Origin of the sequence: Pseudomonas sp. I8001, from assembly GCF_013385345.1 — a bacterium.
Lineage (GTDB): Bacteria > Pseudomonadota > Gammaproteobacteria > Pseudomonadales > Pseudomonadaceae > Aquipseudomonas.
Window position 1 is genome coordinate 49,732 of sequence record NZ_JACAQC010000027.1, and the last position, 15,991, is coordinate 65,722.

Sequence of the window (15,991 nt, forward strand, 5' to 3'; positions counted from 1 at the left end):
TCAACGCCCCGTTACATCGAGAATATGACAATGGATGTTCGCCACTTTGCCTTCCTGGCCCGCCAACCTTCTGCTGCGCTGAAACCGCGAGACTCGTTCTTCGGCCTGCCCAAGCGCGGTTTGGTGCTGATCCTGGCCAACGCGCTGTTCTGGCAGCCGCTGCTGGCCCAGGCCGAAGGCATTGTGGTCAGCGCGCCGGGCACCACCGTCGGCCAGGCCGGCAATGGCGTACCGGTGGTGAACATCGCCACCCCCAATGGCAGTGGCTTGTCCCATAACCAATTCAAGGACTACAACGTCGGCCCCAACGGCGTGATCCTCAACAACGCCAACGGCCCCATGACGAACACCCAGCTGGGTGGCTACATCGTCGGCAACCCCAACCTCAAGGGCGGCGCGGCCAGCGTCATCCTCAACGAAGTCAACGGCGGCAGCCCCAGCCAGTTGCGCGGCTACACCGAAGTGGCGGGCCAGTCGGCCAAGGTCATCGTCGCCAACCCGTACGGCGTCACGTGCAGCGGTTGCGGCTTTATCAACACCCCCAACGTGACCCTCACCACCGGCAAACCGGTGCTCGACGCCAGCGGCCAGTTGCAGCGCTACCAGGTTGACGGCGGCGCCGTGACCATTGACGGCGAAGGCTTGAATGCCAGCAACGTCGACCGCTTCGAAATCATCACCCGCTCGGCCAAGATCAATGCGCAGATCAACGCACGAGAATTGACCGTCATTGCCGGGCGTAACGACGTCGATGCCAAAAGCCTGAAAGCCACCGCGCGCGCCGATGACGGCAGCGCAAAGCCCGAGCTGGCCATCGATTCCTCGGCATTGGGCGGCATGTACGCCGGTGCGATCAAACTGGTGGGCACCGAGGCCGGCGTAGGGGTGAAACTCGACGGTACGCTGGCCGCCAGTGGCGGCGATATCCAGCTGGATGCCAACGGGCGCCTGAGCATGGCGCAGACGGCGACCACCGGTAACCTCAAGGTCACCGCGCAGAACGTGAACCTGACCGACAAGGTCTACGCCGCCGGCAATGTGCAGGTGAGCAGTGCTGAAGAACTGGTCAACCAGAAGAGCCTGGCCGCTGGCCAACGCATCGAACTCAACGCCACCACCGTCACCAACCCGGGCATCATCGAAGCAGGCGTGCAGGCCGATAACAGCCGCAATGCTACCGGCGATGTGGTGGTGAATACGCAAACCCTGAACACCAGCGGCAACGTCCTGGCCAGCCGCTCGCTGAGCGCCACGGCCACCCGGGAACTGAACAACCAGGGCGCAGTGATCCAGGGTAAAACCGTCACGCTGAACAGTGCCAGACTGACCAACCAGGGCGCCACCGCGCGGGTGTATGGCGAGCAAGCGCTGGCGATCAACGCGCCGGCCATCGTCAACCTCGGCGGGCTGATTCGCTTCGGTGCCGATCAGGCGGCAACGCTGCAAACCGATTCGCTGGATAACCGCCAGGGCCATATCCAGGTCGCGGGCGGCAGCTTGACGCTCAACAGCGGCACGCTGAATAACACCGGCGGGCAGATTGTCGCGGGCAACCTCGGTGTAACAGCGGACACAATCAACAACCAGAACGGTTTCCTGGTTGCCGACGCCGTGACGGTCAACGCCGCCCGCCTCGACAACAGTGCCAAGGGCTTGATCAGTGCCGAGAAAGGCGCGCTCAACCTCACCGTCACCAACACCTTCAACAACAGCCAGGGTCATGCCCAGGCTGGCACTGACTTGAACCTGCGCGCCGGTGACGTCGCCAACCAGGACGGCAAGCTGGTGGGTGGTCAACTCACCGCTACCCTCGGCAGCCTCAGCAACAACGACGCAGGTGTACTCAGCGCGGATGCCGGCAAGTTGACCTTGACCGTCGCCCAACAGTTGAACAACGCCAAAGGTCACTTGCAGGCCGCCCAGGGCGACATCGAACTGCACGCCGCGAGCCTGGATAACCAGGGCGGCGCCATCATCGGCAAGCAGTTGCTGCTGGATGCGCGAAGCGGGCAGATCGACAACCGCGCCGGGCGTATCGTCGGTGACCAACTGGACGTCCGCGCCGGCAGCCTCGACAACCGCAGTGCCGGGTTGCTGGCCGGTGGTGTGCCGGGTGTGAGCGTGGTGCTGAACGACCAATTGCTCAACACCCAGGGCCGTATTCAAAGTGAGGGTGACCTGCTGCTGACCGGCAAGCGCCTGGGCAACAGCGCCGGGATCCTGCTCGGCAAGGCCCTCACTGTCACCGCGCAAGACCTCGACAACAGCAGCAAGGGCGCGCTGGTCAGCAATGACGGCGACATCACCCTCAACATCAGCAACCTGCTGACCAACACCAACGGCGTGATCGACGCCGCCGAACGCAGTGTGCTGGTCAAGGCCTTGACCACCCTCGACAACCAGGGCGGCACCTTGCGGGGCAAGCGCCTGGATATCGCGGCGCAAACCCTCGACAACGACCAGGGCCAACTCCTGGCCGGCAATCAGGGCGTGAGCTACCGCGGCCAGGACCTGAGCAATCGCCAGGGCATGATCCTCAGCGGTGGTGCGGCGGTCGACCTGACGCTGGGCACCTTGAACAACCAGGGCGGCACCGTGCAAGGCGACAGCTTGACGGTGACAGCCGACAGCGTCGACAACAGCCAAGACGGTACCAAGGCCGGCGCGTTGACCGCCTTGAAGAGCGACCTGCAACTGACGGTCGAGGCCTTGACCAACCGGGGCGGCAAACTGTTCGGCAAGGAGCACGTCACCGTCTCCGGCGCCACCCTGGACAACAGCGCCAACGGCCAGATCAGCGGCAATCAGCTCAGCCTGACCTCGCGTACCCAACTGACCAACCAAGGCGGCCTGATTGAGTCCAACCAGGGCCTGACCTTCAATGGCGGCAACCTCGACAACAGCGCGGGCGGCCAACTGCGGGCGATGGAAGGCGCCAGCAGCACGCTGACGGTCACCGACCAACTGAATAACCAGAACGGCATTCTTGAATTCGGCAGCCAGGCCTTCAGCCTCAGCGCCGGGCATCTGAATAACCAGGCCGGGCAACTGCAGCACGCTGGCACCGGCGTGTTCAGCCTCAATACCAGCAGCCTCAGCGGCAGCCAGGGCAGCATCAATGGCCTGGGCACCGCCGACTGGTCGTTCGGCCGGGTCGATGGCCTCGGCCGTGTGCAACTCAATGAAGCCTTGCACTACACCAGCACCCAGGGCCTGAGCCTCAAGGCCGGCGACCGCCTGGCCAGCGCCAAGGGTCTGACCCTGGATATCGCCAGCCTGGATAACGCGGGCGAGTTGCTCAGCGACGGTGACCTGAGTGTCAACCTGACCGGCGACATGACCAACAGTGGCCGCCTTTCGGCCCAGCAAAAACTGAGCGTGGTCGCCAACAACCTCAGCCAGAACGGCGGGCGTTTGGCCGGCGGCACCACCACCCGCATCACCCTGGGCGGTACGCTGGATAACCTCGGCTACCTCACCGCACGCCAGCAACTCGACATTGCCGCCGCACACATCAACAACCGCGGCACCCTCGGTTCACAAGGCAACGTCAACCTCAGCGCCAGCAATGGCATCAGCAATAGCGCCGACACGCTGCTGTTCAGCGGCGGCGATCTGACCCTGCGCGGGAACAGCTTCAGCAACCTGTACGGCGACGTCTACAGCAAGGGCAACCTGAGTTTCGCGGCGCTCGATGGCGGCATGGCGGCGGGCTTCAGCAACCTTTCCGGTACGGTTGAAAGCGAAGGCAATATCGGCATCAGTGCGCGGAATGTGGAAAACGCCAAGGCTGAATTCGAGTTGGGCCAGACCATCACCACCGGCAGCCTCAATTGGCAGTGCGGCCAGCACTGCGGCGGGCACGACTCGTTCAAGCGCGGTCAAATCACCATCAACCAGACCTACCTTGAATCCGCGATCAAGGACTCGGCCTCTGCGCGCCTGGTGGCGGGCAAAGACCTGCTGATCCAGGGCGACAACGTCCAGAACCGCTATAGCCTGCTGGCGGCGAATGGCAACCTGAGCATCACCGCCAACGACCTGCTCAACCAGGGCGCCGCGACTCGCACCGGGCAGAACACCATCGTCATCGGCACCCCGCAGCGCATCGACACCGATGAGTGGGACCGGATGGAATACATCGACGTACCCGCCTTCAACGCAGCAGTGGCAGCGGGTAATTTCGATGAAGCACGCTTTGAGGTGCTCAAGGCCCGGTCGAGCGACTGGCGTTTCTCCGAGCAAAGCAACGTCACCACCTGGACCGACAACGGCGGCCCAGGCTACACCGCGACGATACAGGCCGGTGGCGCGGTCAACCTCAACGTTGCGCGCACCCTGCAAAATGGCACGTTGCACACCAACACCCTGGAGCAACTGACCGGCACCCTCGGTGACGACCAGACCGGCATCCCCGTCGGCGGCATCAACATCAACCTGAGCAAGCACGTCAACGACGCCACCGCCCAGGCGCCGAGCAGCGTATTGCCGGTGACCAGCATCGCGCCCGACGGCCGCTACGTACCCGTGGACTACACCGGCGAGTCCTTCACCCCGGTCGACCCCACCACCGCGCCCGGCTTCCAGTTGCCCAAGGGCGACTACGGCCTGTTCATCAAAAACGCCGACCCCACCAGTCACTACCTGATCGAGACCAACCCGAACCTCACCACTGTGGCGGGCTTCTTCAGCTCCGACTACATGCTCGGCAAGCTCGGCTACAGCCCCGACAACGCCTGGCGTCGCCTGGGTGACGGGCAATACGAGTCACGGCTGATCCGCGATGCGGTGCTGGCGCAAACCGGGCAACGCTTCCTCGCCGGTGGCCTGACCAGCGACTACGACCAGTTCCGCTACCTGATGGACAACGCCCTGGCCAGCAAGGACGCCTTGCGCCTGAGCGTCGGCGTATCCCTCACTGACCAGCAAGTCGGCGCCCTGACCCACGACATCGTGTGGATGGAAAACCGCGTGGTCGACGGCCAGACCGTGCTCGTGCCGGTGCTCTACCTGGCCCAGGCCGACTCCCGCAACGTGCGCGGCAACAGCCTGATCCAGGGCCGCGACCTCAACCTGATGACCGGCGGCGACCTGATCAACGTCGGCACCCTGCGCGCCAGCAACAACCTCTCAGTGGCCAGCAGCGGCAGCCTCTACACCGGCGGCCTGATCGAGGCCGGCAACAACCTCAGCCTGCTGGCCCAGGACAGCATCCGCAATTCCATGGCTGGCGAGATACGCGGCACCCAGGTCAGCCTCACCACCCTGAAGGGCGACATCACCAACGACAACACCGCCATCCAGGTGCGCCAGGGTGCCGGCATGCGCACCCTCACCGACAGCAGCGCCGGCACCATCACCGCCCGCGAAAACCTGGCCATCGACGCTGGCCGCGACCTCACCAACCACGGTGCACTCACCGCCGGCGGCGATGCCGACCTGAAAGCCGGGCGCGACCTCAACCTGATCGCCGTCAGCGACACCAGCGAGATCCACGCCTTCAGCGACGGCGGGCACAAATCCAGCATCACCACCGACGTGAAAAACCAAGCGGCCACGGTCACGGCCGGTGGCAACCTGAGCATGGTGGCGGGGCAAGACGTCAACATCATCGGCAGCAACGCCACCGCGGGTAAGGACCTGAACATTCAGGCCGGGCGCGATTTCAACGTGGCGTCTGTCAGCGATGTGCACAACGTCGAAGGCAAGGAAAAAGACGGCAAGAAACGCATTAAGACCGCGGATGAGCAGACCACGCAGTTAGCCAGTGTGCTGACGGCGGGCAGGGACTTTACGAGCCAGGCCGGGCGCGACACCACGCTGGTGGCGAGCAAGATCAGTGCGGGGAATGAGGCTTATCTGTATAGCGGGGATAAGTTGAATTTGCTGGCGGCGCAGAACAGTACTCATACGTTGTATGACATGAAGGAGAACGGTGGCTGGGGCGCGAAGAAAGAGCAGCGAGACGAAGTAACCCGCACCACGAACGTTGGGACCGAGATCAAGACTGGCGGCAACCTCACGTTGATCAGCGAAGGTGACCAGCGTTACCAGGTCGCGAAGCTTGATAGTGGTAATGACATCATTCTTAACAGTGGCGGGGCCATCGTCTTTGAAGGCGTCAAAGACCTTCATGACGAGAGCCATACCAAGAGCAAGGGTGACCTCGCTTGGTTCAGCGCCAAAGGTAAAGGCAACACTGACGAAACGCTGCGCCAGAGTGAAATGATCGCTCAAGGGCAGGTCGTTATCAAAGCTGTCGACGGATTGAAGATTGATGTCAGGCAGATCGATCAGCAAACCGTTAGTCAGACCATCGATACCATGGTCAAAGCCGATCCGAATCTGGCTTGGCTCAAGGATGCTGAAAAGCGCGGTGACGTGGACTGGCGCCAAGTCAAAGAGATCCACGATAGCTTCAAATACAGTAACTCCGGTTTAGGTGCGGGCTCGCAGATTGTAATAGCAATTCTGATGGCCGCATTTGTCGGGCCGTTGGCAATGACTGCGGCTGCAGGTGCTGGAGCAGGCGTCGCTGTCGCGGCAGGTGCGGGAGCCGTAGCGGCAGGCGCTGCGACCAATGCGACGGTTAGTGTCGTTAATAATCGTGGCAACTTAGGGGCGGTGTTCAAGGATGTCACCTCTTCGGATGCTTTGAAGGGGTATACGATTTCCGGTGTGACCGCTGGATTGACCGCAGCTTATTTTGATGGCTGGACCGGAACTCATACTGATCAGGCGACTAAGCAAATAACGGGGCCACAGCTCAACACATGGACTGGTGTAGGGCAGTTTGCCGCGAACCAGACATTGCAAGGCGGTACTTCAACGCTGTTGAGTAAAGCATTGGGGCAGGGCGGCAGTGGGAGTGAGGCGCTGAAAACTGCGCTATTCAATACCCTGGCAGCGGCCAGCTTCAATGCCGTCGGCGACTACACGAAAAAGTGGAACATCGAAAACGGTTCAATTCCCAAGATCGCGATTCATGCGATGGTCGGTGGCCTCTTGGCCGAAGCAACGGGTGGAGATTTCCGTACAGGCGCATTGGCAGCCGGCGCCAATGAGGCACTGGTCGTACAGCTTAACGACATCGTGAAGGGCGACAAGACATTGTTGTCCATGAGTTCTCAACTGGTCGGTGTTTTAGCTGCGGCCACACAAAAAGATGCAGATGCTAGCAAATTGGAGAAGGGTGGCTGGGTGGCGAAAAATGCCACGCAGTACAACCACCAGCTTCACAAGTCTCAAGCCGATGCGTTGGATGAACAGCGACGGTTCCATCCGGAAAAGGCTGATCGTTTGAATGCGGCGGCCTGCGCTTTGGTTAGTTGCGCAGAGTCGATCCCGACCAACGATGAAACCTATAAGGACTTCAAGGCACTTCAGGATCGCGGCGCCACTTTTAGTGAGGAGATCGCGTTACTTGAGGCGACCGGCCAGTTTGGTGGCCGTAGTTGGCAGGATTGGAGCGACGATACGCTCAATGCTCACGGCAAGGCGGTGCAGGTCGTTGGAGCAAGCAAAGACACTGCCCTTGGCCTAGTCGGAGGGGCTACTGCATATACCGGGATGGTGATGTCGTCACCCGCATGTGTTGGCGTTGTTACCTGTGCCTTACCCATCGGCTTAGGAGCGCTTGGCACCACCTCGATGGTGGGGGCATGGGATTCTGCTAGCCGGATTACGGCGGATTTTAAATCCAATGAGCCCGACCGAGTGCTAGCTTCTTTCTTTCCGGAAACCTTTCCAGGAGAGTCGAGCGTAACGTCTGACCTGGCATGGAGCACGGCGAAATCCGCAGCTCAGGCGGCTCTGTTTGGCGGCGCGAGTAAATACTTTAATGGTAAGTTAGCTGGAGAGCTTGCCAGTGGTGCAAAAGGGCTAGGTTCTGCTGGTACGGGCACGACGGCGGGTAGTAATGTTGCAAGTACGACGCCTAAAGTTGATGTTTTTTGGAATAAAACAACAGTTCTAGATAGGACTGTTTATCAACGTAACGACCTCTTTGACCCAGAGGCCCTATCGACCTGGAGAGTACGAGGTAAAACTGTTGAAGGCTCAAACCTTGAGAGGATGGCCTCGGGTCGAGCACCAATTGGGTATGATGGGAAATCAGTTGAGTTACATCATCTCTCGCAAACTGAAGTTAATGGATTCGCTGGTACTCGTGGTTCACTTGCAGAAGTTGGTTCTGTTTTCCATAGCCAGAATAGCAGTGTTCTTCATGTCCCATCCAATGCCGCTCAAAGCTTTAGGTATACTCGTTACAAAGACTCTGCAGAATACAGAAACCCTACGACTGACTATGTTTCAGTTCCTACGGATTTGAATGCAAAAACATTGACAAAGCAGGCTAAAGAGTTTAACTCTTATCAGTCGGATTATTGGAAGTTGCGGGCTCGGAGCGGGGAGTAATTAGGCGTGGATTATTCGAGAATAATTAATCTTATTAAAGAGTCGGATTACGTTGAGTTTGCTGATTATGGTGACGGGATTGCTGATGAGTGGATTTATAAAGCTGAAGCTCGTCTTGGGTTGAAGTTGCCTGATAGCTATAAATGGTGGCTGAAGTGTTATTCTGGCGGGGAAATATCTGGGGAGGAGATTTATAGTATCTACGAAATGGATTTTGATAGTGTAAGGGGGGGGGATATCGTTTATATGTCAATCGTTAACGGTCGAAATGGGTTGTGTGGGAAGGAGAGGCTATTTATCTGCGAACCGCCGGGTGCAGGGGAATCATTTTATTTTGCCACGGACGATGGTCTTAATGATGGAGAGTATCCTGTTTATAGGCTTGAACTTTCTGATCAAACTTCTAGTTTGTATGCGAAAAACTTTATCGATTTCTTAGAAAAAAGAATAATGTCTTTCAGTTGAATAACGATTCTGCGTTTAAAAAATGGTTGAGAAAGGCTCGGTGCAAAAGCGACAGGAGAATTAGCTAGTTCTGGTGGGAAACCCACTGTTGAGTTATTTGGTGGGAAGAATGCTCAAACTCCTGGTGCTATAAACGTGGATGTCCGAGCAGATATTCAGTCTGGTATTCGAGCGGACGCAACGAAACTTCCTTTCAAGGATAGTTCGGTGGGAGAGATTGTTGCTAGTAACCCATTCATTCCCAAGAGTGCAGGTGGTACTAACTCAATGATGGATTTTCTTCCGGAAGCTACTCGCGTGGTTGAGCCTGGTGGAAAGATATTTGTCAACGCAAATGCTGCGAACCCTTACGGAAAAATACCAAGTGCGTAAAGGGGACGGATTTATTTAAATATTTAAAAATCCAGATGAGTTGATTAAATAAATCCGTCCCCTTTGACCCAATGTGGTGAGTTTGAAAACGATTGATACCCGAGGTAAAGGGTGGTCTTATGACATGAGAACCCATATGGACACCTTGCAAAGTTCAAAAATTACCGTGGATGGCGTACCGGCAACGAAAATTTTGGACATCCGAGTTCAACCGGGCGGAATGGCTGACGCGAGCAAGCTTATAGAGTATGGAAAGCAACGTAATATTACTGTGATTATTAAAGAGTTCGGTGGCTAATCATATGGCTGAAATTGAAATTGTCTTTAGCGAGAGGCTACATGATGGCGCTTCAGTTGTATGGGGGCGGCTAATACAACAGCTCAAAAACTTTAATGAGGATACCGTCATTGATGGCTTTACCGGCAAGAAAATAGGGTTGGCGGACGTTTCGAATTACTTGGAGAAAAACAAGTGTCAGAGTTTTTTTATTGAGCTGGCAAACGGTTCTGTCGAGTTTTCGTATGTGGCAGATAAAGCGTTTTATCGGCTTGATATGAAACACCTGGCGAATTCGATTGAAGTTGCACAGACCTTGATTGAAGCTTTAATCGATGAGCCCGGCTTTGTTCAGGCTCGAATTTACGACGCCGAGTATGATCGATGGCAAAATGCCGAGAGTCTTACGCTCTTTGAAGTTGAGCGCGTCGAACACGCTCATCTGCCCAAGAAAAGTAATGGGCTGCCTTTTCCGCTGACCCAAGAGGTCGTAGATATATCAAAAAATCCTGGGCGTTGGGTTTTAAGAAACGGCTACATTGAGGCGGTTGGCGCTTTCATGTGGGTAAGCAAATCCTTGCTTCAGTTAGTGGGTGTCGACGAAAAGAAGTTAATGGATATCGACTGCTTTGCAGTAGAAGATTTGGGCGGCGTTTTGAAGATTGCTGCCTATAATCAGTGCTTCACTGCAGCCGTAGGGGCTCAGGCAGAGAGGCAGGACTTGCTGAGAGAAGTTTTGTTTAACGCGTGAATTAGAGCGAGAATCGGGCGCGGGAAATAGGGTTCAGGCCACGGTTTTCTAATTAAAGTATTAATAGTGGTCTGACCCCCTATTTCTCGGTCGATGATATAACAGCGTAAAGGGGGCGGATTTATTTAAATATTAAAAATTTCTTATGAGTTAATTAAATAAATCCGTCCCCTTTAACCAAATGCAAGTGGTATCTGTAATAAGTGTAGTGCAGGTTTGACGGGTAATAGTGACCTGAATGGGGTGGTTAAACAATTCAGTCAGCGCTATCCTACTCTTCTGCTAAGAGTTACCGCTGAGGGAGGGGCAGCAATGCCAAATCGTCTAACAGTCCTAGTTAAAGATGGGAGAATAGTTAATGGACAATGAAGAAGCGCTTAAAGTCATTGACAGTATGATGTGGGTAAAGAAAGCCTCAATTTTCCTTCTGTTGCTTGATTATGCTCTACGTAACCTTGACTCGGCGAGTGATACGCAAAAAAAATGTCAGGAGGCAGTTGATAAGTGTTGGCGATGGTTGTCTGATCGAGGGCTCAGTGCTGATGAATTAGCATATTATCTAGACTCCGATGATATGCAGAGCGGACCGCTGGCAGAAGGAAATTTTGCATCTGAAAGCGTAGAACAAAATAGTTTAATTTTAATATTGTTGGTGATCGGTTTTTTTGCCAATAAGGCCTATAAGATTGTAGGGCTACAAGAGCAAATGTCTGAGCCGGTATGTGAGGCGGACGAGAGCTCTGCTGTATATATTGTTGCTTATATTGAACGGATAGGCTTGTCTGATAAGTTGAGTGTTTATCTATCTGCACACGTTTTGGAAAATAGGGGGCAATCCACGTTTTAATGCTGGCAGAGTTGCTCTTTAACGTAAAGGGCAAGGATTTATTTAGGACGTAAAAGTGACGGATTTGTTTAAATATTAGATTTAAAAACTCCAGCTAGGTCAATTAAATAAATCCGTCCCCTTTGCCCAGAGTGAGTATAAAAAATGGAAAACTTGGAACTCTCCGAGTTAAAATTTCCGAGTATGAGAGAGGAGCTGGTTTCCTATCTGGCAGGTTTGTCGGACTCAGATTACCAGTTCCGTGCCTGGGTAGAACGTTCATCGCCGAATTTAGCTTATGATGAACTTGATTACACAATACATTTTTTATATGACGATACAGGGCTCGCTGAAAATGCATACACTTGGATAGGGCTAGTTTTGAAAAATGATCAGGAAGCTAGAGCCATCGAGGACGTGGTTCAAGCTATTGACGCGCTTTTTGATAAGTATGGTCCTGATCTTTCTGATAAAGAGTATTTGGAAAAAGAAGAGTGGGCACGCATAGTGTGCGTTTCTAAAGATGCTTTAAAAGTTTTGCTTCATGGTAAGTGAGGTTGTTTAACCGAGTTAAAGGGGCGGCACCCAGGCCGCCCGGCTTTTACTCAGGATGGATCGGTATTGAGTCTGCGACTGATGACATCCAGCAAATCACACCCATCGCGCAGCGGAATCGCCAGCAATTGGGCGAAGTCTTGAAGCACCACAGCATCGCTGCTGAGTTGGTCGCGGAAGGCCAGGTTTTCCAGCAGTTGGGTGACGGCGCGAATCCGGTACACGGCGGCGTCGTGGAGGACATCGAGGGGCGCATGGGTGTCGATAAGCAGGGCGGGGACGGTGCAGTCGTGGCCCGTGAGGGGCATGTATCGATTCATTGTCAGTACTCTGTTGGTGGATTAAGCCACCACTCATTCGTCGCCAAACGAATGGGTGGCGGCCGTACGCAGGTTGGCGAACCGGCAACAGAGAAAACCGGCAGACCCGAAGGTCTCCCGCGCACAGCCGCCATATCATGCACAGCTTTGCGGGTGCAAAAACACCTGCATAGAAGCGGGATGCTTTTGCGCTCTGTTGTCAGGTCGCCAAACCTGAATCGCCATGTGGGCGACGGCCCGGACTATAAGCCCGCACCCAAACCCACGCAAGGCAGCAAAGTACTGGCCCACTCCCAATGCCTCATGTCTTCACCCCCATTGCCGACACCCTGGCGATGATTAAACGCATCCACCCACCACCAACATTAAAGGACTGATGTGAAAAACCTTCTCCTGATTCTCCTCTCCACCCTCATCCTCGGCGGCTGCGTCAGCCAGCCCCTCACGCCCGAGCATCGCGCACAGGTCAAGACGGTCAAAGTGCTGCCCGTAAAGTGGGAAAAGAACATGGTCTACATGGGCCGTGAACAAGCCTGGGGTGCGGCCCTGGGCGCCGGGCTTGGTGCGGGCGTCGGCATGGCCAGCGGCGCGTCCAAGCTGGGCACGGCGGCCTTGAGCGGCGCGGGGTTTGCCGCCGGCATGAAGGCAGGGCAACTGGCCGAGATGTCGACGCCGGCCGCGATCCTCACGGTGATGGACGCCGAAAATATCGACTTGGGCGTGTTGCTCAAGCAGGCCTTTATCGATGCCTTGGGTAAGACGTCATCGCTCAAAGTGGTGGGTGACGACGAGCCGGCCGATGCGCAGATTCAACTGACGGTAGGCGAGTGGGGCTTTCGCCTGACCCAGGGTTTCAGCAGCGTGGTCTACCCGACGCTAACCGTGGTGGCGCGCATGGACCGTGGCGACGAGATGCTCTGGCGCACGGTGGAGTCGATCACGCCGTTCAATGGCCAGAATGTCTACGGTTACACGCCGCTCACTTATCGCACTGATCCTGAGGCGTTGCGCCGCGCGTTGACGGGTATCACGCAGATCTCCGGGAGTTATCTGGTGAAGGAGCTCAAGTAGACCAGCGAGAGGTCGCCGCGTGGCTTGCGGTGGCTGATCCTGACGCGAGCAGTTTGATAGAACCCGCCGAGCACCTTGAACATTTTGTATATCCCAGTGTCTTTACCCCGCCCACCCGCAACCGGTCGGGCTGCATGGACTGCAGCGTTTTCAAATGACATTAAGGATTAATGTGAACCTCGCCCCCCAAGCCTCTTTTCTGTCACCGCCCGCTGTGGTGCACAGGCGCGCGCCTGCGTTTCAGGAAGGCACCCTGGGGGAATGCATTCGGATCAATTGATCCCTCGCTTAGTACACCTACTGCCGCCGGGCCTATTGGCGGCTTTTAATGTAGTTCATGGAGTTTGAAATGAAGCGTAAGCAGTTCCAGAAAAACCTGTTGGCACTCATGGTCGGCGCAATCAGTTCGCAAGCGCTGGCCGTGGAGTTCGACCTGGGGCAGGGCAAGAACATTTGGGTCGGCGAGACCTTTAATGAGTCATTGATTATCAACGGGACGTTCTCCGAAGTAGTGGTGCCGACCACCACCAACCCTGCCGGACTGGGTGTGGCCAACACCACTATCCAGGGTTCGTTGATCAACCGTGCCGACATCACTCTGGATTCCCAGGGCGCCGCCATCCGTGCGATTGCCCTGGACCCGCTTTTCTGGTCGGGCCCGCAGAACCTGAGCCCGGGAACTGTCACCGGGGACGTGGTCCAGGCGGGCAACATTCTTATGAAAAATGGGGGTTACGAGGGGCTTGAGATCGGCGCGACGACCATCGGTGGAAGTGTCATCAACTCCGGCACCATCCGTTCCACGCTGCCCCTGACGCCGCCGGCTTCACCTTCCTACGTGGATGGCGGCGAAGGCATTTACCTGCATGGCACCACCATCGCCGGCGACGTCTCGAACACCGGTGTGATCGACATGAACGGTGATTACGCCATCGGCCTGATCCTCGACCGTCAGAACAATCTGGGGACCACCGTCGGCGGCAAAATCCTCAACGCCGGCACGCTCAAGGCGACGGGCGAGGGCGCCTGGGGCATCGAGGTGGAAACCGACACCAACCCTCTGCGCATCGAAAACAGCGGCCTGCTTTCTGCCAACGGCAATGACGCCAAGACGGTGATGTTTCTAAACGGTAAGGTCGACTACATCCTCAACACCGGCACCGTCGAGGCCACGGGCACCAACGCCAATGCCTTCGAGTTTGCCGGGGCAACCTTTGCCCAGAACAGCGCGACCGGCGCGCGCGGCATCGTTAACCGCGGCACGATCAGCGCCGATGGTACAGCCATTCATGTAGATGCCGCGGACCAGACCTCGGCGTTCGAGATCAACCAGCAAGCCGGCGAAATCCGCAGTAACGCCGGCATCGCCATCGACGCCGCCAACCTTGCCACGCTGAATTGGACCGGCGGCAAAATCACCGGCGACCTGCTCAACTTGAGCGCGGTGAATGTCGCAGGCCAGGCCGATTTCACCGGCAGCCGCATCATCGCGCCGGTATCGGTCAACTCGGGCTCGCTGAACCTGTCGGCGCCCGGTACTGCGATCACTGGCAACCTCAACATTGCTAGCGGCGCAGGTATTGATATGCACCTGGCCGACAGCGTAGTGCCGACAACGCCGTACCTGACTGTCAACGGTGCAGCGAATTTCGCCCAGGCTTCGAAGCTGACCGTGAGCGCCAAGCCGGGCGACTTCGCCAGCACCAACAACGGCACTCAGTACACCCTGTTGCAAGCCACCAGCGTGCAAGACAATGGCCTGTCTGTGGCCAGCTCGTCCTCTCTGCTGAACGTGCTGAGCTACTCGGCCGACGCGCAAACGGTCAAGGCCGTGGTGGCGGTTAAAGACAACCAGCAATTGCAGCAGGAGCTCGCCGCGGTGGGCGCCGGCGCTGCGTCAGCGACGGCGGTGAACACCTTTAAAAACGACGTACTGAGCGGACTCAATCAGAACGACCCAGTGTTCCAAACCCTGGCTGACGCCGGCACAGCACAGCAGCTTGCGCAGGTCAGCGAACAACTCAAGCCGGACGTCAATCGCGGCGCCCTGGACGTGGCGTTGTCGGGCCAGACCGTGGTCAACGGCGCGATCTTCAACCGCCTCACCGACCAGCGCGAAAGCCATCAAACCGGCGGCGTGTGGGTGCAGGGCCTGAGCAGCAACATGGACCAGGACGGGCGTGGCGGCAACAACGGCTACTCGGCCAACAGCAGCGGCATGGCCGTGGGTGTGGACGGGCGCTTGAACGACACCACCACGTTGGGCGTGGCTTACAGCTACCTTAACTCCAACATCCATTCCGACCTCGGCAACAAGACCGATGTGGAGGGCCATGCGCTGTCGCTGTACGGCAACTGGTCGCTGCAAAACTGGTTTGTCGACGGCAGCTTCAGCTATGGCCATAACGACAACGACAGCAAACGCCATATCGCCGGCACCACAGCCAAGGGCAGTTACGACAGCAATGTGCTGTCTGCCAGTGTGATCGGCGGCTACAGCTTCAAGCCGTCGCAGGCCGTGGTGATCGAGCCGCGTGTGGCAGCGCGTTACGCCAACGTGCGCATGGACGGTTTCGACGAGAAGGGCTCCTCGGCCGCGCTGAGCACCCAGTCGCAACGCTATGAAGTGGGCGAGCTGGGCGCTGGTGTGCGCTTGGCGGGCAACTTGCCCATGGGTGCCGGTAGCTTGCAGCCGGAAGCAACCTTGATGGCGTATCACGACCTGATGGGTGATCGCGTCGCACAAACCTCCAGCTATGTGCTCGGCGGTTCTGCGTTCACCGTCACCGGCGCTTCGGTGGCGCGTGACAGCTATGAAGCCAGTGTCGGCGTGAACTACCAGGTGTCGGACTTTACCGTGGGTGCCAGCTACACCCGCCAGGCCCGCAGTGGTTTTGATGCCGATGGGGTCATGCTCAAGGCGCGGTACGCGTTTTAAG

10 protein-coding genes are annotated in these 15,991 nt (G+C 57.0%); 9 read left to right on the forward strand and 1 reads right to left on the reverse strand.

Annotated features, from left to right (window positions below):
- Window positions 1–30: 30 nt before the first annotated feature.
- From HX839_RS19270 to HX839_RS19300, 7 genes are all read left to right on the forward strand, one after another.
- Window positions 31–8,415 (forward strand): DUF637 domain-containing protein, encoded by an 8,385-nt coding sequence (locus HX839_RS19270; RefSeq protein ID WP_102367863.1) that lies wholly within the window; start codon window positions 31–33, stop codon window positions 8,413–8,415.
- A 6-nt stretch (window positions 8,416–8,421) separates the two neighbouring features.
- Window positions 8,422–8,880, forward strand: a complete 459-nt coding sequence (locus HX839_RS19275; protein WP_008433668.1) for an SMI1/KNR4 family protein — start codon at window positions 8,422–8,424, stop codon at window positions 8,878–8,880.
- A gap of 135 nt (window positions 8,881–9,015) precedes the next feature.
- A complete protein-coding gene (locus HX839_RS19280) occupies window positions 9,016–9,252 on the forward strand; it encodes a methyltransferase domain-containing protein (RefSeq protein WP_256579544.1) in 237 nt (78 codons plus the stop codon).
- Between the two features lie 136 nt (window positions 9,253–9,388).
- Window positions 9,389–9,550: a hypothetical protein gene (locus HX839_RS19285; protein ID WP_008433669.1), complete on the forward strand. Its 162-nt coding sequence runs from the start codon at window positions 9,389–9,391 to the stop codon at window positions 9,548–9,550.
- A gap of 4 nt (window positions 9,551–9,554) precedes the next feature.
- Entirely contained in the window at window positions 9,555–10,280 is a 726-nt protein-coding gene (locus HX839_RS19290; protein WP_008433670.1) for a hypothetical protein, read from the forward strand.
- A 358-nt stretch (window positions 10,281–10,638) separates the two neighbouring features.
- Window positions 10,639–11,127, forward strand: a complete 489-nt coding sequence (locus HX839_RS19295) for an Imm6 family immunity protein (RefSeq protein WP_008433671.1) — start codon at window positions 10,639–10,641, stop codon at window positions 11,125–11,127.
- A gap of 144 nt (window positions 11,128–11,271) precedes the next feature.
- Window positions 11,272–11,661 carry a hypothetical protein gene (locus tag HX839_RS19300; protein WP_008433672.1) on the forward strand — a complete coding sequence of 130 codons (390 nt, stop codon included), beginning with the start codon at window positions 11,272–11,274 and terminating at the stop codon, window positions 11,659–11,661.
- A 50-nt stretch (window positions 11,662–11,711) separates the two neighbouring features.
- On the opposite strand, the gene HX839_RS19305 is transcribed toward HX839_RS19300, so the two are convergent.
- Window positions 11,712–11,969, reverse strand: coding sequence for a hypothetical protein (locus HX839_RS19305; RefSeq protein WP_008433674.1), 258 nt, complete (start codon window positions 11,967–11,969; stop codon window positions 11,712–11,714).
- A gap of 390 nt (window positions 11,970–12,359) precedes the next feature.
- On the opposite strand from HX839_RS19305, the gene HX839_RS19310 reads away from it, so the two are divergent.
- Window positions 12,360–13,052 carry a hypothetical protein gene (locus tag HX839_RS19310; protein ID WP_102367864.1) on the forward strand — a complete coding sequence of 231 codons (693 nt, stop codon included), beginning with the start codon at window positions 12,360–12,362 and terminating at the stop codon, window positions 13,050–13,052.
- A gap of 349 nt (window positions 13,053–13,401) precedes the next feature.
- The gene (locus tag HX839_RS19315; RefSeq protein ID WP_177067553.1) at window positions 13,402–15,990 is read left to right on the forward strand and encodes an autotransporter domain-containing protein; all 2,589 of its coding nucleotides are present in this window, start codon (window positions 13,402–13,404) and stop codon (window positions 15,988–15,990) included.
- The last annotated feature ends 1 nt before the right edge of the window (window position 15,991 follow it).